Genomic DNA, 20,792 nt, shown 5'->3' on the forward strand with positions numbered 1-20,792 from the left:
ATAAGGTAGAAACTTCCACTTCCTACAGTAGATTGTAGTAGTGCGTAATCATACTTACTCTGGACAATTGTATTCGGACTGCAAATCACATCTATCTCTCCCTCCCGCTCGGTTCGTTTATACTATTCTTGGCTACGATTACAAATATACCGTTGTAATTGGCCTTGCCTTCGAAAGGGAGTGACTAGCAGTCCTTGAAGCGTCCGCGGTACCGTCCCAAGCGAGGGGCCTCCAACGCCTCTATCGGGTTTTACCTCGATTACTCTCGAGCGGAAGAATCCGTGGGATGTGATGGCACACGTGGCCGGAAACGAACCGATGCTCGCTCAATCGACTGGTGACCGAAGCGGATTCGCCGCGAAGTTCGAACAGTTGTTCGAACCGGTCCGCGACGGCGCAGGATTCGACCTTCGCCGTGATTTCCACCGCTTGCTCCTTCGCCTTCTCAGTGCCGACGGTCTTCTTAACTAGGACACTCTGAATCTCCCAGTCGTCGCCGTCTCCTTCGTGACCGGTCCGGACCTCGGAGCCGTCGGAACCCGACTCCGCGGGCTCCTGTGCCCAGTCCGGCGTGCGAACATCGTCAAACTCGTCTAGGTCGAGGAAGCGCACATGAACGTATTCGTCGCCCTCCTCGGTCTCTTGGATGTCGGACGTGTCCATGTGCGAGGACACGGTCAACAACGGAATAAACGCGCTTCTAGCTACCGTTCGGATACAGCGGAGCCGCGGCGGGCCATCGGTGACTAACTTGGACAGTGCGTCGTACTGGTGCATACCGCCGCCCGGGTGATGCTCAAAGCGAGACCGCGGCTGGAGCGGTTGCTTCCGAGGTCGGTCGCTGGCGGGCACTCGTCACATATTACGGCCGTATACGCGGGTAACCGTCGTTCCCCAGTCCGTGACCCCCACCGCGCCCTCGGGCGCCGTCCCGACGCCCTCAACGAAACGGATCCCCGTAGCTCCTTCACCTCTAGGATGTTGCTACAGGCCTTGAACGAGACGCTCTCGTCCTCCGAGAGACTTCTGACGATGTTGAGTGCGCTCTCCCGTTCGGTCTCGCCCCCCGAAACGATGTGGACTACGGATCGCGTAGCGTATCTAAGAGCGCGGAGAACACCGAGCCCTATTGGCTACGGCGGTGACAGAGGATAACCCGGAGAGGGTCCACCGAACATCGGGAGTGTTCAGATGCCCGACGGAGCGACGTCTCGAACGTCCCGGAAGGCCCCTTGAATGACTTCCGAGAGCGCCGGGTGGACGTGAATCGTCTCGGCGACGGTTTTCTCGCCGCCCTCGGACTTGAGCGCAGTGGCCTCGTAGCCAAGGTGGAGTTCGTATCGCTCCGCGTAGGCGTCGGTCAACCGCTCGGCAACATCGCGGTCCTCGCGGGCCGCGAGCACGTCCCCGTGGCCGACGATGACGACGTCCGACCCCATCGCGCCGAAGAAGTGACCGAGTTCGACGGCGATGTATCCGCCGCCGACGATGACGAGACGGTCGGGGCACTCGTCGAGGCGAAGCGCTTCGGTGCTGGTGAGAAACGGCACGTCCTCGGTCCCGTCGATAGAGTCGGGAATCAGCGGCCGCGACCCACCCGCCAGGACGACGTCGGCGGCGGTCAATTTGGTCTCGCCGTCGTCGGTCGAAACTTCGACGGTCCGCTCGTCGACGAATCGGCCCTCCGCTCGGTGGAAGTTTATGTTGTCGTGCTCGTTCGCCTGGGCTGCTTTCTCCTCGGCTTCCTCGTCGATTTCGGCGGCTACCTCGCCTACGATGCCCGTGAAGTCGACGTCGTTCAGTGACGTGTCGATCCCGTACGACTCCGCCTCACGAACCGTCTCGATAACGTTCGCCCGGTGAATGAGCTTCTTCGAGGGGTTGCACCCGCGGTTGAGACAGGTCCCACCGAGCGCATCCCGTTCGACGATGCCTACGTCGAGCCCCTCGTCGGCGGCCGCCGAGGCGACGACGTTCCCCGTACCACCGCCGAGTACAAGCAGATCGTACTCGATCATGGCGGTGCGTACGGCGACCAGCGTCAAGAGTCTCATTGCCGAAGTTGGCCACGGTGCTCGACCGATAGACTCAGCCACTCGTGGATCGTAATGGGAGGCGACTGTCGGAGGAATCCTAAAGCATGACGCGTCGTGCGCGACCAGGGGCGATCCCGCGAACTGACCGAGGAACAAGGCGACGTTCCCAGAGCCGACGAGCCGCTATCTAGAACGTGGACTTGGTGAAGTTCCTCGGTCAAGGATGACGTGTGCTATCGGGCTTTCCCGGATTTGGACGGCAGCATCGTCGTCGCAACCGCAGTTCGTCTACGACGGCTGTGGACTCTGTGCATGAACGGCGAAGTTCGCCCCCAATCGAAGTGACGTTACACGCGGACCCGACGTGCTCCGGTCACTGGCGCGGTCAGCCCGCTGAGAGCATCTCGTCGAGGCGGCGCTCGAATTCGGAGAGATCGTCTCGGAGGTCTCCTCCGCCGTCGATCTCGCCGAGCCGAGCTGCTAATCCCTGCAGTCGGGAGAACTTCTCCCCCTCCTCAATGCCCGTCTTCTGGACGTACACCTGTTCATTCACGTCGTAGACCTCCTCCTCGGAGAGGTCTGTAACTGCGAGTACGACATCGAGTTTATCGGGGTCGACGCCGAGTACCCACTCGTGCGGGATCCCGTATTCGTCGAGTGCGTCGAGCACCGCCTCGTCATCTTTCGCCCGCCGCCGTTCGCGCGTCGTCCGCCGGACCGTCCCGAACCGACCGTGCAACTGCTGATCGGCGCCGATACGTTCCAAGAGTGACTCCCCAACGGTCCCACGTACCCGATCCGCGCCGCGCTGGACGTCAGACAGGAGGACGTATAGATCGGTCAGTGCCTCCGTATCGATCGACGCTGGATCGTCCGCGTCGAGACGGTCAATCAGGTCCGCGAGCAACAGCGCGTCGTCGTGAACGCGCTCCGGGGGAGTCCGCGTCTCCTCCGGGGGGACGAGGTGCGGGCTCTCCCCACGGGCCGCGTCGTTCGATTCGAACAAGCTTCCATCCTCAGAGGCGTACTCGCCGGAGACGCTCAACACCGTCGCATACGGTTCGACGCCCGGCGGCAGACTCCCAAGCGAGATCGGACCGTTCACGAGGCGGTCTGCGAGTACCTGAAACTGTTCGCGGTGAAGTGAACGATCCTCGTCGCCGTCCCGGAACCGGACGACTATCCGGTCGTCGAACGTGGCCTCGATTCTGAAGCGCCGCTCCGAGACGGGGGTTATCAGCTCCGAGTCCGGATCGATATGCTCACACGCCTCCCGCAGGTCCCGCCACAGGTCCTTCATGCGAGATAATTCGTCGTGTAGGCGTAAAAGCGTCGTCCGCGCAATAGCCGGCGATCACCGTCACGCGGTGGTCTGCGACTCGAGGCACATGGACGGCAGCTCCTCCTTGACTCCGTGCCCGAGTCCCGGTGAGGGGAAGGCGTTATGCCTATCGGGACCCGCCTTTCGATGCGGGCAACCGCACGAAAACACCATGCCCGAAGAGCCACAGACATCCCCGCAGAACGAGAGTACCGAGTACCGCCGATTTGAGAAACTGGAGGGCGCCGACTACGACCGCGTGAGCGAGTTCCTCCGCGAGTACGTCGCGTTCACGCCCCGTGAGTGGGCCCTCGCCAGACTGTGTGCGGACTTCCGGACGAAGACGGGCGTCGAGATGAAGACGATCGGCGAAAACCTGCCCGAACTCGTGCCCTTCATGGACGATCCCTACACGAGACAGTCCGTCTATCAGGCGCGGCGGTCGTTCGAGGAGAAGGTCCGCGAGGCGGGAGCGACGTTCCTGTACGGGGCCTACAGCGGATTCTTCACAGCGGACGAGATGGACGATATCACGTACGAGGCGACGGAGGTGGCGAAGTTCCTCCTCGAAGCCGAGGGCGCTAAACTCCCACACGACCGAGAGGGTGCCGCCGAAGCGCGCGTGAGGACTGCGCTCGAATCCGTACACGAAGCGAGCACGGAGGTGCGCTACGACCGCTGCCCCCACTGTCACGAAGACCTCGGCGACGACTCCTCGTAACCGCCACCAGGCGGCCGCTCGTAGCCCTCATAGTATCCAGACGCCAGCCGCCCGTGTCAGTAGTCTGCGCGGCTCAAGCGAGGCACTCGTCCGTCAGTCGCGGACCCGAGTCCGTCGGGCTTCTACGCCGTCTCGTCGGTCCTAACTGTGTAGTCCTTCGACGTGACGGGTTGAGCGCCATCGACGAGCGAACGCGCACCGAGGTTCAATCGTGAACCGCCATGTCTAGGATGTCGACTCCGTTGTGGGAGAGTGCGTCTCCGAGCACTCGTTCGATCTCGTCCGGATCTTCCACACGTTCGGCGCGTGCGCCGTGGCTCTCGGCGTTCCGTACAATATCGACGGGCGGATCGAAATCCATGCCGACGAACTCGTAGTCCTCCTCGTCGCCGCCGAGCAGCTCGAGCGTGTTGTCCTTCAGGATCCGGTAGTTGCGGTTATTGGGGATGACGACGGTGAGATCAAGGCCGTACCGAACCGCGCTGTAGATCGCGTTTGGGTAGTAGAGATACGAGCCGTCACCGACGAAGCCAAGTACGTCGCGCGGCTCCTCTCGGCGACTCTCTGCGAGGGCGGCGCCGATCGCCGCCGGGAGACCATAGCCGAGGCCGCCGCCCTTGTTGGTGATGAACTGCTCGGGGGCGAAGTCCCAGCGGGTCATGATCGGGAACTTCGCCGTGACGCTTTCGTTGATGACGGCGGCGTCTGCCGCGGTCCGTTTCATTGCCTCAATGAGTTCCGCCTTCGACGCGCGAGGGTCGTCTTTCGCATTACCCTCACCAACGTCCGCCAACATCTCGTCGACTTTCCCCTTCACCTCGCGTACCGTCCCGTGGCGGGCCGCCACCGTCTCCTCGGAAATCTGTTGTCGAACGCGCTCGGTGAGTCCCTCCAGTACCAGCCCAGGGTCGCCGACGACAGCTGCGTCGGCAGAATGGTTCTTGCCGACTTCCCAGCCGTCGTCACCGACGTGGATGCAGGTCGTATCGGGATCCACCAGCGGTTCCTCGTGGCGCGTCAACGTCGTATTCGTCGACGTCCCGACGAAGAGGATCGTATCGGCATCAAGCATCGCCGACGCGAACTCCTCGTCCGGCGGGAGATACGAAACCCACTGGTCGTGGTTGGTTGCGAAGTTAATCTCGCCTGTGTGGATCTCGCCGTGAACGCGAGCGCCAGTCGACTCCGCGAGTTCGACCGCCGCTGCGACGGCGTCCGCACCTGCGCGGGCGACGCCGTCGCCGACGACCATCGCAACATCTTCATCGTTAGGATCGACGAGTAAATCGGCAGCACGTTCGATTTGCGCCGGGTCACCGCTACCCGCGTTCGGAATCTCGCCCAGTCGCTCGGGGTTGGTGTCGGTCTGTGCCATCGTCACATCAAGCGGGAGACTGAGGAAGACCGGACCGGTCGGCGGCGTCAGCGCGACCCGGATCGCCCGCCGAAGCATCGCCGGCAGTGCGTCGACGTCGAGCACCTCATCGGACCACTTACAGAACTGGTCGGCCATCTCGGTGAGATCACCCGCTAGAGCTGGTTCTTCGTGTCGGAAGTCGGTGCTGTGACTGCCTGCAGTGACGACGAGCGGTACGCCCGCCCGGTCGGCCGCGTAGAGGTTCCCCAGTCCGTGCGCGAGTCCGGGCGTGATGTGGAGATTCACGACGCCGACGGGCGTGACCGATTCGTCGTGGTGCGCGTGGTACCGTCGCGTCTGGGCGTAGCCCGCGGCCATCCCGACTGCAATGTCCTCGTGGAGGCCTAGCACGTACTCGAGGCCGCTCCGGCCGATCGCCTCCAACACCGGAAGTTCCGTCGTGCCCGGGTTGCCGAACACGTAGTCGACGCCGTACGACTCGAGCGCGTCGACGAATAGGTCGGCACCGGTGTATTTACCGTCGCCTTCAGCGGCTTCGTCTGTCATCGAATAGTATCCATACGCCAGCTCATTAAGTCGTGTGTCGGCCCGTGACGGGTGCCGTCTCGCCCGATAGAGAGCGACCAAGGCATCGTGTCGTCACTTCGGAGATATCGTCTCTGGCACGACCGTGCAGACACGACCGAACGCGGAATCCGGGTTCCGTTCCGGTCGAGTTCGTCTGACGCACCCCAATAACCTACTGTGCGGCGTTCATAACACGAACAATGCCGCACTCGCGGACGCCGCTGAATCCGACCAATCAAACCGTCCTCCATCGTATCGAGGGGTACGTCGACGCGAGAGGTGACGGGGGCGTCTTGACGCGTGAGATCGTAGTCTCGCGTCTTACCGACAGCGGGTTCGAACGGGACGAGGCTCACTGGCAACTCGAACGGCTCCGCCTGAAGGGATATCTCTACGAGGTCGGTGAGGAACTCCGGATTCCGCCGCGTCCGCATGAGTAAGGCGGCCGGGCGCTGCCGCGAGTCTCCCGTCGACTCCGTCTCGGCCTGTGCTTGCAGACAGTACTTCTGTTGAGCGTGCTAAGTAAGAACCATGGAAATCCCACGGAAGTTACGGACGGCGACTGACGAGAGGGAGATTAATGTCCACGAACAGGAGAACGAGCAGGAGATCATCCTCACCGTGGGTTTCGGTCCCGCCGCGGGCGACCTCTCGGTCGATATCGTTGGCGATACGGCGATCGTCGTTACAGGCGATGATCAGTTCGAATTCGAATTACCCGACGAGGTCAACGAGGTGACGACGAACGACGGAATGCTTATTCTGAAGCGAAGAAAGTAACGCCGCTCGGTCACCAGTCGAGCGAGTCGGAGCGACCATCCACCCCCGAACGACGGGCGTGAAGCCGTCGGCGGGCTGTCGTACCTGCCCTTCGCGGCGATAACCTGTATTTTGCGTCAACCGTCCGGACTCGGGTCTTTTCGACACCGAAGGGGAACAAGTCAGATTGAGTTCTCTCCGTAAGGGCCGATAGTCGAATCATGCTCGCCCGTTATCGCCCCGGCGATGGCAGACCGAACACACGATGGGTCCTACTATCTAGTAACGGACCACCTACAGAAGCATGGAGCACCTTCACGCTGCTTGACCCCGTTACAGTCACAGCCCGACACGCAGGCTTGACACCCTCCAGACCGGACGGGAGTGATGCCTCCGGGCGTGAGGGAGTGAGCACGTGACCCCTTCGACTCCGGTGTGGTGGCCCGCTTTTACGCCGGCGAGAGGACGGGAGCGGCTGACATGTTCCCTGATCTGTCGACAGAAGAGAGGGGTCTGAGGAAGAGGCGCTCGCGACGCTGCTCGGTGCCTCTCGTCAACCAATGCCGGCCGACGGATAGAGGAGTTGAGTTGGTAAGACCGGCGTTCTCGTCGAATCGTCATCGCTGCCCGCCCTGCTTCGGCGATCGAACGCCGCGGCTTTCTGAGTTCCTTCGAGATTGGCGTCTCGTACCCGTCGCGAACGACAGGCCCCGTCGAAGCCGTCTTCGCACATCGCCCGGATCTGGTCCTTCAGTTGCTCGGTTCGTCTGCCGTATCTGACCTCGTAATCGCGCTGCTGTGATGCCTGCCGTTTCGCGTACGTAGATTCAGATTGTAACCCGTGGCTACGTTGAGGTATCCGATGGGGGAGAACCGGCCAGCAATCCTTCTCCGATGAGTATCATCGTCGCCCGGCGAAGGCGTTCGGACAGTGCTTGATGGGAGATATCTAACTCCGCCGCTAACTCCTCAAGGTCAGTCTCACAGGGGATCCGATAGTAACCCCGTTCGTATGCAGTCGTGAGTGCTTCGTACTGCTTGGACGTGAGTCCGAACTGTCCGACGTGTTCGTCGTCCATCTCACAGATAGATCGTATGTGTAATCTCATCTGATGGTCATCGCAGAAGCGATGCGTGTTTGAGAACGACTCTCGATCGGGGTAGAGCAGCCGAAGCGTCCACCTTCCGGCGTCTCCGTGAAGATCGAGGATCGTCGCGTGGGAGTTCGTAATGATGTCGAATACGAGATGAACGGTGTCGTCCCACTCGATCCGGTAGAGGAGTTTATCGTCGAACGCCGTCATCAGCGAGGCGGTGGTGACGCTCGGATCGTCCGCGAGTGCCTCTTCGAGCGATTCTCTGTCGGCCCCGTATGCCCAAAGCAGCGGCATCACGATCTGCCCTCCCGTCTCGACTACCTGCTCGGATCGGAAGGTGACCTCGGGCATCGCAGAGAACGTCTCCGCGAGCGCGAACTCGTCGGCCGATATCTCGGCTTTCACGATCGACGCCGACTCCTCTACTTCCGGTTCTTTAATGGTACTACTCATGGGGCCTCCCGAGTCGAGGGGAGTTCTTCCCCTCGAATCTGGTCTATGAACTCGTCTACGACTGGATCTGGTCGGTAGCTTACTGTCCTAGTCTCCGAGTCGTATGCGACGATGTTCGCGTCTGTTAACTTCGGGAGGTGGCGGTGATGGAGAGTAAGTATGACTCGGTCGTAATGTCCGACCGACAGGTCGGTTCCGTCGACTTCGGATTCCATCACCGCTACCTCGGCCGCTAGCTGTTCGACGGCTGTCTCGCCGCTATCGAGTGCCGAGAGGTGATAACAGCAGTACCGACAGCGGCGATTCCGTAGCGTGTCAAGCACCGGATCGACGTCGAGCATTGGCTCGGTAGCCTGCTCCATATGTCCGGATAACTCCCTGCAGTCGGCCGGTTGGTTTGATTCGTCGCTCATCGACGGATACGCTCTCTTGGTCCGTCTTCTACCCGACCACCGCCGACGACGGTATCGGGGGTGGCTTCGAGCGTCGACGCATCAACGAGAGCGTCGAGCGATACTGTCCCGCCCACGTTGGCCCGGGAGAAGTCGATAGTGTGCCGCCGCTCGGGGGTGAGGCACGGAACTACCGAATTCGAACTGGTATTTTCTGCTCCCATACCCACTCAGAATCATCCTGTGGGGTTCAACTATCGGGTAGACATATTCTCGGCGCCTCACCTGTGTCGGACATAGAAAGCCGGTTTAATTGGCCCGGTGTTGCTCCTCGTCTGTCGGTTCGAAGTCCTCAGCGATGAGGCCGATCAGTGCCTTTTGAAGGACCGTTTCGGCCCCGCGCCGGACGCGCTCGGAAGCGGCCTGTTTAGTGATTCCCAACTGGTCGGCGATCTCGTTGAGCGTCGTGCCTCGGGGAACGGAGAAGTAACCCTTCTCGACGGCCAGAGTCAGCGTCTCACGCTGTTCGGGTGTGAGGCCGAAGCCGTACTCCGTTCGGGGCATGTCGTCGGGGGCGTACACTCGGTCTATGTGAACCGGAAAGTCGTGAGTCTGATAGAACTGGTGGAACCCTGTGAGCTTGGTGTGGTCGCTGAAACGGACGGTGAACGACCAGCTAGAGTTGCCGTGGGCTTCCAAAATCGACCCGTCTTGGTCACTGAGGCCGTTCAGGAAGGTTTCCTTGTCCGTATCCCACTCGACGTAATAGAGGACGCTATCGCCGAGTCGCGTGACGGCCTCGACGTGTTCGACCACGTCGCTGTCTCGAAGATGCTGTTCGAACTGCTCGAAGTCTTTGCCGGTCGCCCAGAGGAAGGGGATGCGGGATTCGTTGAACGGGACGAGGCGTTCGATCTGTACCCGGACGCCCGGATCCCCGCTCGTGGACCGTCCGAACGGGAACGAATCCGAGGGAATCGTAAATTCAAGCATGACGCTCATCGGGACGTACTCCCCCAAGCGGTGACTGAGTGGATGGTCGACGGCCTATCCGTTAGCCGGGGTATGGCGAGCGTTCTGCGGGTGATGTGTTTGGATACTGTCATTCGTGGCGGGTTGGGTTGCGGAAACGCGTGTGCTGTGTGATGCGTCCCGCGTGACCGCCACGCGAGGAGAACGAGGAGACTGCCGTCTCGACCGGGTATCCCGATTCAAACGCCCCCCTGATGGGAGCGAACACATAGTGCGCAGTCGTAGTTCCGTACTGAAGAGGTTCGTTGTCAAGGCTGATAAGACTTTGCTACTCAGACTCACAGTCAATACCCTGTTACGAGCCGACGAGTCGGTCGCGCTCGGACTCGTAGGTCTTGAACGCTACACCAGCAGAGCCCGGATATTTCGATGCACAGTTCTTTCTCGACACCACCGACAGAAGTTGAGACTGGTGCCCTCAATGCACAGTCTCGGCTCCCATTGACTCAATAGAAGGTACGACCGGCCTCGTTCCATGCAGGGGCGCAGACGAGGGATCAGCCACTACGTGGATCGCCCAATCAGCCGTCCAATCAACCACCGCGCTCTGCAATCACCTCCCTCAACTCGTCTCAAATGCTACTCTCAATCACGACGACCGACTATCGTCGTACCCGCGATGGACTACTCCTACAGGGCAGACGATATCCCACGAGCCCAGGGCACGCGGACTCCTCATCCATCGGCTCGCCGCCCTTGTTGGAATCGTACGCGAGCGCGAGCTGGCGCTTCTCACGCGGGCGCGTGAGGATGAGTCAAGCGATCTGATCACTGCCGCCGCACAGGGGGCTCTCACCTGTTAGGTAGACAGTTCTGCCCTCGTTCCACCAAAAGAGAGGACGGCGACGAGACGTTCGTCTATCACACGGGTGACGGCCGAATAAGAAGAGGACAGCCACCATCGGCAGCGATATCAACATCCTCAGTACCCACGGCGAGCGCAACGCGTGGGCCGTTCTCATCCCCGTACCAGCATCGATCGTGCCTCGTGAGCGGCGATACTCTCGGTCGGGAGCGATTCGCTAACGACTCTGACGAACATCTATCATCGAAGAGTCCGCGTCATGGAGGGTAGAACGGTAATTGAGACTGGTACTCTCGATGCACGGAGGGTTGTGAACGTGGACAGTTCACCGAGTATGGCCACCGTTGGAAGATCGAAAGCAGCTACAAGGGCACAAGTGGTTCATGGCTGCGACGGTGTCGAAGAGTTTCGTACTGCGGTTCTCCTACTTCACCTTCGCCCGCCTACTGTACCCGAGGTGGCGTGCGATCGACTCACGCGTTCAAGTTGAATTGACTGGCAAGCACGAGTACTTGCCAGCAGTGACGGCGAACACCGCTCTCACGCTGCTAAAGGAGCAGGCTGGAGCTGGATAGAGCCTTTAGAGAGATCGCCCGTCAGTAAGTAGCAGCGCTGGCTCAGCAACGACGACTGAGCAAGTGTCAGTTGGCGCGTTGAATCAATCACGGATAGAGAGAAACCGAGCTGTTCTCACCTTCCGATTCGCTCGTAATCACGCGTCAGAGTTCCCTCTCCTGTGGCTGTAGTCCTATCTACTTTCCAGCCGGCCTTTGGTACCTCGTCACGGCTGGCGTCGCTGATAGGAGAGACGATCCATACTGTTTAGAACTGGTAGCAAGCGATATCCTCAGCACCGCAACTTGGACATTCGTCGGCATCCTCTGAGAGAGTATGCCCGCATGGTCGGCACTCCCACAGGGTCGACATCTCGGTTCCGAGGGTCCCGCAAAGCGTATCTGAGAGGCTCATCTTCTCGTGGTGACTGTTGGAAGGTGTTACCTCCGTTCCTCTACCACCCCCCGTATTAAATCCTGTTCGAGAGAAGATTCTGTTTGTGTGCCCCGAGAGATGTTGCGCATCCAGTATCATCCTGCGAGCCGTTCGTGTGTGAACCGCGCAAGCAGCGGTAGGTCGCGCGCGTGAAAGAGCTTCGAGAGGGCCCGCCAACTTCCCCCATTCGCCTTCGCGAGCATATCCTGGTCGGCGTCGTTCAGGTCGCTGAGCAGACGGTCGTAGCGGTCATTCGGCGCGAGGTACAGCAACTGGGTCATCGCGAGCCGGGAGCGCATGTTCGGCGCGACACGGGTGCGCCAGAGCTGATCGTACACCGATATCCGCTCGGCAGACGTGTCCCGACCCCGCGTGGTGAGGCAGTGATCGGCGGTGATGGCTGCGACGCGTGCGGACTCCATGCACTTGTGGATGCCCTCCCCCCACAGCGGGTCGATGGTCGGCACAGTATCGCCGATGGCCATGAAGCTGTCCGTGCTGAGCTGGGACGGCATCTGGATATGCGCGGAGCCACGATGTTGCTTTCCGTTGAGCTTCTCGGCGTCTGCGAGCCGAGGATCAGTATCGAGCCAGCGGTCGAGGTAGTCGTCGATGCTCATGCTTGACTCCCCGAAACGCTGGTAGCTCTCGTTTTGGATGTAACACAATCCCACCTTCGCAGTATCTGCGCCCGTATGGAAGATCCACGAGTAGCCCCCAGGCGCGAGTTCGTGATCGAGGCGGAGCATCATCGCATCGGAGAGGTCGGCATATCCCTCGTAGTCGACGTGAACGTTCTCCATCTCCCATTCGAGGCCGATCGCCTGACTCTGGCGCTTCAGGTCGTTCACACCGAGTTTCTTCGCGAGCGGTGCCGCCGGCCCCGTCGCGTCGACGACGATGTCGGCGTACACTTCCTCATCGCCCGCGTAACGGACGCCAGCGACTTCTCCACCCTCCATGATTGGCTGGTGGACGCGTGACCCGAACAGGTACTCCGCGCCGTGCTCGCGGCCCTCCCGCACGAGGAATCTCTTAAAGTCGGCGAACGCTAAGACGGCACCCGGCTGTTGTTTCACGAAGTGCTCGTTCGGAGACTCAAGTACGACCGTGTTAGTGAACTGCATCACCAGGTCGTCGGGAATCCCGAACGCACTCATCATCGACGGGAACGTACCCGCTGTGGACTTGTTGGACTGCCGCGGGAACTCGTCCTCGGGCTCTGACTCAAGGACGACCACGTCGTAATCCCGTTGGGCGAGAGCTCTCGCGCACTGTGCTCCAGCCGGCCCTGCACCAGCAACAATGACGTCGTACTTATTGGGCATTGTGTACTACCCCAGTACCGTAACGCTGTATCCCTTTCTGGAACTCCCTGTGACGGAGAACCGTCATTGTCTCGCCCCAGAACGGGTTGGCGACGTGTGCCGTGGTCATCGATAGTGAACTGATACAACAGAGAGGTAAAAACACGCAGGGTTATACATAGTGTAGATCATCAGGCCGGTGCTGCCGGGACCAGTCCGGAGAGTGCCCCGACTGTGGCGGGGAAATGCGGAACGTTAGCGAACCAAACGAGCGATAATTCTCAGCGAGCCCATTTCACTAACCGGTGAATCCCTCCACGGGTTCGTCCTCAGTCATCCATCTCTACATCGAACCAATCCGCGAGTACCTATGTAGCAACCTTCACACTGCAGTACACCATCGTCAGCCCTCTCAAGATGTCATTCCTGTCCACGTCCGATACGTCGGGCTGTGACCAACGCTAAGAAGGAGCGATACCCAAACCGCTAGCTTATGCGCTGGAGGGTGTGTTCTTGATCTCTCTTGTCGGTCTTGACCGCCGTTGCAGTCGATAGCACGTCTTCGATCCAGATATCGATACTCCCGGCGTGGACCCGGCGGCGGAGTGTAGCCATGCGCTCCGCTCGCTCGTCGCGGTCCATCGTCAGTGCGTCGGCGATGGTCGCTGCGAATTCTCCCGTGTCGTACGGATTGACCGTGAGTGCTTCGTCTCCGAGTCGGCCGTGAGCACCGGCGAACTCACTGAGGACGAGCACGCCATCGTTCTCGACCTGTGAGGCGACGTACTCTTGGGCGACGAGGTTCATCCCGTCGCGGAGCGGGCTGACCAGCGCGATGTCGGCGTGTCGGTAGAGTTCACATAGCTGCTCGCGGGGGAACATCTCGGTTGCGGAGACAACGGGCCGCCACTCGTCGGTTCCAAATCGCCGGTTGAGTCGGTCGACACCGTCTCGAACGCGCTGCTGTAGCTCTCGGTAGGCAGGGATAGACGACCGGCTATCGCACCCCTTCTGGACGTACGTGAACTCGCCACGCCACTCCGGGTGGCTCTCCCAGAGCCGTTCGAGCGCCTCCAGTCGCCGCGGAATCCCCTTGGTGTAGTCAAGTCGATCGACACCTAAGATTACCCGTGTCTCGGAGTCGATGTCGTGTTCGCGTTCAAACCTCCGGATGAACGTCCCGTCGGCTTCGAGACTTCGGCGTCGGACTTCCGCGGCGTCGACGCCCATCGGAAACGGTCGTACTGTCGTCGCGTGACCTTGATAGTGGACACGCTGTTCGCCCCAATCGACGATTGTATCGTCGAGAATCGCATCGACGCAGTTGAGAAAATTCACACAGTAGCGCGAGGTGTGAAACCCGAGCAGATCGTTACCGAGAAGCCCGCGGAGTAGTTCGCGCCGCTGTGGGCAGATGCGGAACACGTCGGGTACCGGCCACGGTACGTGCCAGAACTGCATCAGGAACGTCTCACTGGGGAGTTGCTCTCGCACAAGACGCGGCGCAAGTCCGAGGTGGTAGTCCTGAAACCAGACGGTTGACCCGCTGTCCGCGCGGTCGGCGGCCCTCTCCGCGAACGTTCGGTTCACGTCCCGGTACTGACGCCAGTGATCGGTGTCGAACGTTGCCTTCGCCGAGTCAACGTGACACAACGGCCAGAGTGCCTGATTACTGTAGCCTCTGTAGTAGCCGTCTACCTCCTCATCGGTCAACCAGACTCGTTCAAGCGTATACTGGGGGGCATCGGGAGGTACCGACACTTGCTGGTCATCATTGACCGCAGCCCGATCGGCGTCGCCGTCACCCCAGGCGATCCAGGTTCCCTCCATCTGCTTCATCACGGGATCGAGTCCGGCAGTCAACCCCCCAGCAGGACTGTTGACCGTAACTGCGCCGTCGGGTCCTTCCTTGCGATGGCGGTACGGTTGTCTGTTCGAGACGACGATGAGGTCGTCTACCAGTGGCGTAGCGTCCTCCTGTTCGGCCGGTCGCTCTTGGTCCATCCCAGACCGGAGACGTTCTCTGTCGGTTCCCACCGATCCGACTGAGGACGAGTCGTTGTTCATCGCACTTTTTTATACTCTTTCGTGAAGAATAGGCCCGCGGCTTGCGTCTGCACTCCCATCGTAATCCCGCTATCGCTCCCTCCCCCGCCCATACCAGGCGACCAATTTCCCGTTTTACAACCCGTGCCGTTGTCTGTGGGCCGGCGGCGTATCCGGTATGATGGGTGAGGGTGACGATTCAGGCTGCGCCGGACGGAGTGACGATCTGACGAGTGGAAGAACTGTATCGGAGGGTACGTCACCGTTCCTCTCGATAGAGGGTCGAATCGACGCTGGAGAGGTCGTCGTAGAATCAAGTACGGCGTCGACCAGTTCGTCAACGAGCGCGTGTTCCGCTGTTGGAGTCGCAACGAGGTATTACGTAACCGAGCCGTCGGGGGCTTGTCGACAATCGCGTATTCACAGCCGGTCGGTGATGGTACAACGAATACGAGGTGGACCTCGTCGGCTGCACAGTAGACGGCATGCTGGCGCCGGCGAGGTAAGATCACGAACGTATCCCTCGACTACAGCGCGCTCACGTCGCTTGAGACCCAACGCAGACGAGATCCGCGGTCGCCGGATACGGGTGGCGAGTGAACAGCGGAGCACGGACTCGTCACGCGAAACGGTGCCACTCAACCAGTTCGTGATGCAGTGTCTGATCGTGACGATGTAAAACAGTTTGATCTCGGTGATGTAGCTTCCCACGTCTAATTGCCGACGACCTGATGAAGGAAGAGTTCTCTTGGACTCTGGTTTAAGTATACCAGGTCATAAGAGATAGCGACATCGTTCACCTCTAGCGAGCCTATCCGAATCTGACGTCGGTCCCCTCGTAGATGATCTGACGGAAAGCACGACGCTACGTAGTCCGATCCCGACGTACTTGCTGGGCGGCAGATCCAGGGGAATACTCTGGAACGAGTTCAGAGAGTATTCCGAGGCCAATTCGGCTGAAGCGGCCGACGTACTCTCCTATCTATTTCACGAGGAGACTGATCTCACGCTTCGGCTCGACCGGTTTATGCGATTTCACTCGGCTCTTGACACAACAGACGGCCCACGTCTGTCTCTGGCGACCGTCTTGCTGACGTTCGTCTACCCTCGCGAGTACGTCTTCTATAAGTATAGCCTCATGAGTGGATTCTTCGGTACGTATGCCGATTGTAACGTTCGAACCGGATACAATCCCAATCAGTACTGGAAGCCCAATCTCGCCTGTAAAAACCAGGTTCTGGCCGAATTACGAAGTGGGCTAAACGATAAGGCCCCGACGCTTCTGGACGTCTATACCCTGCTCTACGTGTGGAATAGTCATAATAACGACTGATGTCCGGATTGCTCGGATAGACAACGTTCTCTTTACGACCTGTGATCTCGAGCGGCAGAGTAGTAGTCGAGGAGTTTTATATCAGTGCGTGTATGTTCTTTGCGGTGAGTCCATGAACACGGTCCAATCGGTCGAGACGAGACACTGCGACGCGGGATGGCGCAACTACCACTTCGTTCGCGTGACCACCGACGACGGCATCGTGGGCTGGAGCGAGTTCGATGAAAACTTGGGGGCTACGGGCATCACCCCAGTCGTTGAGGACATGGCCGAGACGGTTGTCGGCGAACCCGTTATGGCCGTCGAACGCGTCCGGTCGAAGCTCGTCCCCCGAGTGCGCCAATCCTACACTGGGGTCGGGGCGATGGCTATCGGAGCCATCGAAAACGCCCTCCTCGACGCGAAGGCTAAGACACTGGGCGTGCCCTGTGTGGACCTCCTCGGAGGAGCGGTCCGCGAAGAGATACCCGTCTACTGGTCTCACTGCGGCAGCTACCGAATCAGCCGCCCGCAGTACTACGATCCGATCGAGAGCTTGGACGATGTAGTCGCCCTCGGCGAGGAAGTCCGTGACAGTCAGTTCGACGCGCTGAAGACGAATATCTTCGACTTCAGTGGCGACGAACCCCATGGTTGGGCTCCGGGTTTCGGCGAGCCGCTACACCCCTCGCTGACAATCGAGGACGACCAACTGGAGGCCCAGCGGGAGTATCTCGAGGCCCTCCGGGAGGGCACTGGACCCGACATAGATATCCTCCTTGACCTGAACTACAACCTGAAGCCGGAGGGGTATACCCGCATGGTGCGAGCGTTGTCCGACTTCGATCTGTTCTGGGTCGAGATAGACTCTCCCAGTGCGGAAGCGCTGGCAGACGTTCGACGCGAGAGCCCCCACCCCATCGCCTCATGCGAAGCCGTCGTCCCCCACGAGTCGTTCGTCCCCTTCTTGAACGAGCGAGCAATGGACGTGGTCATCATCGACGCGCTCTGGAACGGCGTCCAGCAGGCCACGAAGATCGCATCCATGGTCGATGCCCACCAGTTCCACGTCGCCCCGCACAACTACTACGGTCACTTGGGAACGTTCATGAACGCCCACTGGGCGGCCGCAGTACCGAACCTACGGATTATGGAGACCGACATCGACCGACTTCCCTGGGACGACGAACTGTTCACGACCGCCCCGGAGTACCAGGACGGGAAACTCCAGTTATCCAGAGAGCCTGGCTGGGGCTGTGAACCCGACGAGGACGCGCTTGAGGGGTATCCGGTCAGTTCCTAATAGCAGAGGCGTCGGGGGAGATGGTTTGCACAGTAGATTCAGGCAATCGGTTCGATGAGGATGTGCTCTTGGGTGAGTCGTGGCCGTTCATTGTTCCGGTCAACCGCTGGTCGTTGGTGGAGAGAGAGGTGGCTATGGCAAACGTCGTCCGGACACGGTCACAGTCGAACGATCGCTCCGGTGTGACCGCCAGCGTCCGGAGAGCAAGTTCGTACCCATTGCCACTCCGGGGATCACACTCGCTTGCACTTCGGTCCCTGCGTCGTAGGCGATGGGAGCGTTGAGCGTTACGGCGCAGGAGTCGCCGACAGCCCTCGTGGACCACCCGGCGTTTCAGGCGGGAATGCTCCTGTCCGGGCCGTGGGGTCCGGTCAACGCCGTCCCGTCTTCGTTCCCGTGGCGGCACTCCGACCCTCGTATCCAGAGACGTCGTCACACACGCCAGTCGTCGCCTCCAGAAGGTGGTCTGATGCGTTTCGAACGTGGGGTGAACACCTGTCCTGCTCGCTGCAATAGGTGCTGCACGCTCTCCTGCAAACCCCCGTGTTTTGGCTCCTCGTGGACCACACACCCGGGCCTTCCAGGCACTGTTCGGCATCGACAGGGACGACTACCGGTCCGCGTCGCCCGAAACACGCCACCGAGTCGACGCATTGCTCGACACGCTGGTCCCCGTCGACCCGTGAAACGCGGGCATCGTCAACGACGAACGGGTGACTGGATTCCGGACGCCGGATTCCAGCCGTACGGGACCGGTGGTCATCTCGTGTTCGACCACGGGGACAGATCAGGCGGGCTGTCACCGACTTCGTGACGTCAGCATAGCGGTGACGTTACTTGAGCCAGATAGATAGCCCGATGGGTGATTGTCGGAGGAGGCACGAAGCGTAGACGTCATTGTATTGCGGACATTTCGAGGCTAACGAAGGATGAGTACGCCCGATGGCACGGGAGCGACTGAGGCGGCTGTCCCGACGTTACGTCGAAACCTCGGTCTGTTCGAGGTGGCCGTCTATGGCGTCGGGCTCATCCTCGGCGCCGGTATCTACGCAGTGCTCGGCGAGGCCGCGGGCGTGGCGGGCGAAGCGTTACCTCTCTCGTTCGTCGTCGCCGCGGTCGTCGCCTCGTTCACCGGGTTGAGCTACGCGGAACTCGCCTCGCGGTTTCCGAAAGGAGAAGGCGACTACGTCTACGTCCGCGAAGCGTTCGGGAGCAAGCGGCTCGCGGAGGTGGTCGCGTTCATGCGCGTGTTCGTCGGCGCCGTCTCGGCGGCCGCCGTGGCGCTCGCGTTCGCCGGCTACCTCGGGATGTTCGTCCGCGGCCCCACCGTCCCGGTGGCCGTGGGACTGGTCGTCCTCGCCTCCGCCGTCAACTTCTGGGGGATAGACGTCTCCGCGAAGCTCAACCTGCTGTTCACCGTCGCGGAGGTCGCGGGACTCGCGATCGTGATCTGGTTCGGTCGGAGGGCGTGGGGGACCGTGGCGGTCTTCGAGGCACCGTTCGGAGCCCCCGGTGTCGTCGAGGGTGCGTTTCTCGCGTTCTTCGCGTACCTCGGCTTCGGGTCCATCGTCAACGTGGCCGAGGAGACCGAGAACCCGACGCGGACCGTCCCGCGAGCCATTCTCATCGCCATCGGGGTCACGACGGTGTTCTACGTCCTCGTCGCGCTGTCCGCGGTCGGCGTGGTCGACTGGCAGACGCTCGGTGACTCGGCCTCGCCACTGGCCCTGGTCGCACGGGCCGCCGGCGGGGAGACGGCAGCAGCACTCGTCGGGGCGATCGCACTCACGTCGACGGCCAACACGGTCCTGATACTGCTCGTCTCGACCTCGCGGCTGGTGTACGGCGTCTCGAAATCGGAGTACCGGTCCTTCCCGCGCTCTTCGCCCAGATTCACACGGATCGCCGGACGCCCTATCTCGCCATCGCTCTCACCGGTGGCGTCACGGTCCCGTTCACGCTGCTCCGGGATCTCGGACAGGTGGCCGGGCTCGCTAACGGCGGCCTCCTCGTCGTGTTCGTCCTCGTCAACAGCGCGCTCCTGAAACTGCGGTTCGACGCACCGGACGCTCGCGCCGGCTTCACGGCCCCATTGACGGTTGGGCGCCTCTCGATAACGGCTCTCGCCGGGCTTTGCTCCTCGCTGGGATTGCTGGTGTTCTACGTGTACGGCTTCGTGTAGAACACCCGGTGACCGAACGACGAGTGCCAGGTGAACTGGGGATATCACACGAAGTACGTCGTTCTCACCGGCCGAGAACGGTCTCTTCGATTAACGATTTCGGAACGCGTACTAGGATACGTGAACAGCAATGTCTTCCACCACCCCTTCTCCGCTCCGTCGCTGGCGAGTTGACCTGACGGGAATCAGGGAAGCGTCGTGGCTCGTCATCGCCGCCGTCGTCCTCCTGGCAGCCGGATATCCGGTTCTGATCTGGTCTAACCGCGAGTTCGTCCTCACCGTTACCCGGCCAATCGTCACTGTGACTGGCGGCTTCGTACAGCCCACGTTACTCCTGTACCTGCCGGTTCTGCTGCTCGTGATCGGCGGAGTGATGCTCTGGGCCGCCCGTCTCCGGCTCCGTGATCTGAGCCTTCGCCGCGGGGACCTCAGGGCGGGCGTGGTCGTGACGGTCGGCGTGTGGCTGCTCATGCAGGTCGTCGGCGTCGCCGTCCTCCTCTGGATTGGCGAGCCGGTCCAGCTCAACGGGACCTGGGTGACGGGAGGCGCGCTGGCGACGATCGGCGCACTCGTCGCCCAGCTGTTCGGGAACGCCCTCTACGAGGAAGTGGTCTTCCGAGCGTTCCTCCTCAACCAGTTCCGTCACAAGCTCCAACGGCGACTCACGACCGCCCCGCGGTTGTCGATACTCCTCGCACTCGTCGCCTCACAGGGGGTGTTCGCGCTCATCCACGTGCCGAACCGGCTCGTTGGCGAGGGACTCACGCTGGGGCAACTCGGCCCGACACTCCTCCTGCTATTCGTCTGGGGGACACTGCTGGCAGTCGTCTACTACCGGACAGGAAACCTGTTCGTGACAATCGGTATCCACGCGTTCATGAACACACCAACGATGCTCGTCGGGGCGTCCGACGCCGGCATCCTCACGGCGGTCGCACTCGGGGCCCTAATCGCGGTCGTCTGGCCACGACTCGACCGATTCACCGATGGCACCCGGTCACGCGATGTCGACGACTCGCACCGGCACCCAAGCAATTGAGCTCCGTCGTCACGTTTGGTGGGGAGAGAGGAGCGGGCTGTCGATCGCATCC

Annotated in this window: 14 protein-coding genes and 2 pseudogenes; 7 read left to right on the plus strand and 9 right to left on the minus strand. The window is 60.9% G+C overall.

Annotation, left to right across the window (positions count from 1 at the left end; genetic code table 11):
* Positions 1-399 precede the first annotated feature (399 nt).
* From AC6RUA_RS17295 to AC6RUA_RS17305, 3 genes and pseudogenes are all read right to left on the minus strand, one after another.
* A pseudogene (locus AC6RUA_RS17295) lies at positions 400-663 on the minus strand (hypothetical protein); the annotation flags it as partial.
* Between the two features lie 524 nt (positions 664-1,187).
* Complete coding sequence (locus AC6RUA_RS17300; protein ID WP_499815587.1) at positions 1,188-2,096, minus strand: FAD-dependent oxidoreductase; 909 nt, start codon at positions 2,094-2,096, stop codon at positions 1,188-1,190.
* Positions 2,097-2,421: 325 nt separating this feature from the next.
* On the minus strand, positions 2,422-3,336 hold the full coding sequence (locus tag AC6RUA_RS17305) for a DUF7983 family protein (protein ID WP_499815588.1): 915 nt from the start codon (positions 3,334-3,336) through the stop codon (positions 2,422-2,424).
* A gap of 193 nt (positions 3,337-3,529) precedes the next feature.
* On the opposite strand from AC6RUA_RS17305, the gene AC6RUA_RS17310 reads away from it, so the two are divergent.
* On the plus strand, positions 3,530-4,078 hold the full coding sequence (locus AC6RUA_RS17310; RefSeq protein ID WP_499815589.1) for a DUF5806 family protein: 549 nt from the start codon (positions 3,530-3,532) through the stop codon (positions 4,076-4,078).
* 205 nt (positions 4,079-4,283) lie between these two features.
* Here AC6RUA_RS17310 and AC6RUA_RS17315 read toward each other — a convergent pair whose 3' ends face one another.
* Positions 4,284-6,002 carry a thiamine pyrophosphate-binding protein gene (locus tag AC6RUA_RS17315; protein WP_499815590.1) on the minus strand — a complete coding sequence of 573 codons (1,719 nt, stop codon included), beginning with the start codon at positions 6,000-6,002 and terminating at the stop codon, positions 4,284-4,286.
* A gap of 221 nt (positions 6,003-6,223) precedes the next feature.
* Between AC6RUA_RS17315 and AC6RUA_RS17320 the strand changes: the two genes are divergently transcribed.
* Both AC6RUA_RS17320 and AC6RUA_RS17325 read left to right on the plus strand, forming a co-directional pair.
* Positions 6,224-6,463 carry a hypothetical protein gene (locus AC6RUA_RS17320; protein WP_499815591.1) on the plus strand — a complete coding sequence of 80 codons (240 nt, stop codon included), beginning with the start codon at positions 6,224-6,226 and terminating at the stop codon, positions 6,461-6,463.
* A gap of 91 nt (positions 6,464-6,554) precedes the next feature.
* Positions 6,555-6,803, plus strand: a complete 249-nt coding sequence (locus tag AC6RUA_RS17325; RefSeq protein WP_499815592.1) for a DUF7127 family protein — start codon at positions 6,555-6,557, stop codon at positions 6,801-6,803.
* Between the two features lie 824 nt (positions 6,804-7,627).
* On the opposite strand, the gene AC6RUA_RS17330 is transcribed toward AC6RUA_RS17325, so the two are convergent.
* The 3 genes from AC6RUA_RS17330 to AC6RUA_RS17340 form a co-directional block, all read right to left on the minus strand.
* Positions 7,628-8,332: a helix-turn-helix domain-containing protein gene (locus AC6RUA_RS17330; RefSeq protein ID WP_499815593.1), complete on the minus strand. Its 705-nt coding sequence runs from the start codon at positions 8,330-8,332 to the stop codon at positions 7,628-7,630.
* Positions 8,329-8,745: a DUF7344 domain-containing protein gene (locus AC6RUA_RS17335; RefSeq protein WP_499815594.1), complete on the minus strand. Its 417-nt coding sequence runs from the start codon at positions 8,743-8,745 to the stop codon at positions 8,329-8,331. The genes AC6RUA_RS17330 and AC6RUA_RS17335 overlap by 4 nt, the downstream gene beginning before the upstream one ends.
* A 288-nt stretch (positions 8,746-9,033) precedes the next feature.
* Positions 9,034-9,726 (minus strand): helix-turn-helix domain-containing protein, encoded by a 693-nt coding sequence (locus AC6RUA_RS17340; RefSeq protein WP_499815595.1) that lies wholly within the window; start codon positions 9,724-9,726, stop codon positions 9,034-9,036.
* Positions 9,727-10,879: 1,153 nt separating this feature from the next.
* Between AC6RUA_RS17340 and AC6RUA_RS17345 the strand changes: the two are divergent.
* Positions 10,880-11,136: pseudogene (locus AC6RUA_RS17345) on the plus strand (transposase); the annotation flags it as partial.
* A gap of 510 nt (positions 11,137-11,646) precedes the next feature.
* On the opposite strand, the gene AC6RUA_RS17350 reads toward AC6RUA_RS17345, so the two are convergent.
* Entirely contained in the window at positions 11,647-12,879 is a 1,233-nt protein-coding gene (locus tag AC6RUA_RS17350; protein ID WP_499815596.1) for a digeranylgeranylglycerophospholipid reductase, read from the minus strand.
* Positions 12,880-13,344: 465 nt separating this feature from the next.
* Positions 13,345-14,925: an alpha,alpha-trehalose-phosphate synthase (UDP-forming) gene (locus tag AC6RUA_RS17355; RefSeq protein WP_499815597.1), complete on the minus strand. Its 1,581-nt coding sequence runs from the start codon at positions 14,923-14,925 to the stop codon at positions 13,345-13,347.
* 1,424 nt (positions 14,926-16,349) lie between these two features.
* Between AC6RUA_RS17355 and AC6RUA_RS17360 the strand changes: the two genes are divergently transcribed.
* The 3 genes from AC6RUA_RS17360 (at position 16,350) to AC6RUA_RS17370 (ending at position 20,740) form a co-directional block, all read left to right on the plus strand.
* Positions 16,350-17,519 (plus strand): mandelate racemase/muconate lactonizing enzyme family protein, encoded by a 1,170-nt coding sequence (locus AC6RUA_RS17360; protein ID WP_499815598.1) that lies wholly within the window; start codon positions 16,350-16,352, stop codon positions 17,517-17,519.
* A gap of 929 nt (positions 17,520-18,448) precedes the next feature.
* The gene (locus tag AC6RUA_RS17365) at positions 18,449-19,564 is read left to right on the plus strand and encodes an APC family permease (RefSeq protein WP_499815599.1); all 1,116 of its coding nucleotides are present in this window, start codon (positions 18,449-18,451) and stop codon (positions 19,562-19,564) included.
* Positions 19,565-19,831: 267 nt separating this feature from the next.
* Entirely contained in the window at positions 19,832-20,740 is a 909-nt protein-coding gene (locus AC6RUA_RS17370) for a CPBP family intramembrane glutamic endopeptidase (RefSeq protein ID WP_499815600.1), read from the plus strand.
* The last annotated feature ends 52 nt before the right edge of the window (positions 20,741-20,792 follow it).

This window comes from Halorarum sp. SLYT50, from assembly GCF_059821265.1.